Here is a 1,215-nt window from a genome sequence, read left to right as displayed (position 1 = left end):
AGATGATCTGATCGTAGCTTTAAGCATTAGTTCCCTGATTTAGGAAACAAAGCCTCTGTGAATGAAGTTAGGCTTAGGAGATATCAAGAGGCTATTTTTACTGCTCCATAAAGCAAAAAACCCAGCGAAAAATCGCTAGGTTTCAAATATAAAAAATGAGGTAATACAAGTTTACTTCAAAGGGTCATTGTCAGGAAGTGCATTATGAAGCCAGAGTGCTAAACGCTTCTTGATGTTCGCACCATCAAGCTTGCTCTCAGGGAGAGGTGTGATCTGATTGACTTCAACAAGGAACAAGTACACCGCTTTAACCTTTATCGGTTGGGATGAATTTGGCAAATCAAAACCTTGTAGCTTAGCCATCTTAAAACCGACTTCAACTGCTTTTTTTACCAGCTTATCTTCATTAATGATCTTCGCGGTTTTCGACATATCATCTCCATCATCTTTATCGAATGAATATTGAGTATATCAAACCGAAAAATTCACAAGATTACTTCGCTCTCAATTTGAGGAGTCACTTTGATAAATAACATAAAACGAATAACAGGCTCTAGGATGACTCTAATTCGCTTGATAGTTACGCCACCAATACCTGTACGCAAACGGTCTCTTAACAGAACACTCAATAAATGAGATCTTAAGTCAAAAAACAAAAATTCGAATAATATTTGACTTAGCATTCCAAAGAATACGGAATATTATGATGTTCATTTTGAAAGTTAAAATTCAATAAAAGATCAATAAACTGCTGTTATTTAACTGGTTTAATACTAATTCGACTTAGATCTTATTTACAACCAATTGTAACCAATTGTTATTTACAAAATACTCACTAAGAAAATAGAATAAAACCACTAATTTTATACTGGTGTTGAAAATGCGTTACCTCTGGGCTTCATTCTGTCATAAAAATCCAATTCCGGGTCGAATTGTTCATATCCTTGTTATGTTGATAGCGCTAGCTTCTATCACCATTCCATTGATTTCAAAAGACGCCACAACCATCTTAACTTCACTGTGTGCTGCTCTAGTCTGTTTCGTCGTTTTTGTCTTCTTTGCGCTCGCCGACAAAATGCGCTCAGGCATGCATTAATCAACCAATCAGTTCTCTATCACCAAGCATTCTCTTTTTAAAAATTCATTATAAAATGCTGGTTACCAATCGAGTAGGAGGAGGCCTCACGGCCTCCGTCCTCTCACACCACCGTACAA

The 1,215-nt window shown here is 36.6% G+C and carries 2 protein-coding genes; one reads left to right on the top strand and one right to left on the bottom strand.

The annotated features are described in order from the left end of the window. Positions 1-171: 171 nt before the first annotated feature. Positions 172-432 carry a DUF5062 family protein gene (locus AB6F11_RS21665; protein WP_065677671.1) on the bottom strand — a complete coding sequence of 87 codons (261 nt, stop codon included), beginning with the start codon at positions 430-432 and terminating at the stop codon, positions 172-174. A 448-nt stretch (positions 433-880) separates the two neighbouring features. Here AB6F11_RS21665 and AB6F11_RS21660 point away from each other — a divergent pair, with 448 nt between their 5' ends. Further along, positions 881-1,096, top strand: coding sequence for a hypothetical protein (locus AB6F11_RS21660; protein ID WP_029235681.1), 216 nt, complete (start codon positions 881-883; stop codon positions 1,094-1,096). The last annotated feature ends 119 nt before the right edge of the window (positions 1,097-1,215 follow it).

Source organism: Vibrio sp. 10N.247.311.14, assembly GCF_041467715.1.
In the GTDB taxonomy this organism is placed as follows: domain Bacteria; phylum Pseudomonadota; class Gammaproteobacteria; order Enterobacterales; family Vibrionaceae; genus Vibrio; species Vibrio crassostreae_C.
The sequence above is the reverse complement of the archived record's forward strand: the minus strand, read 5'-3'. Positions and strand labels throughout refer to the sequence as shown.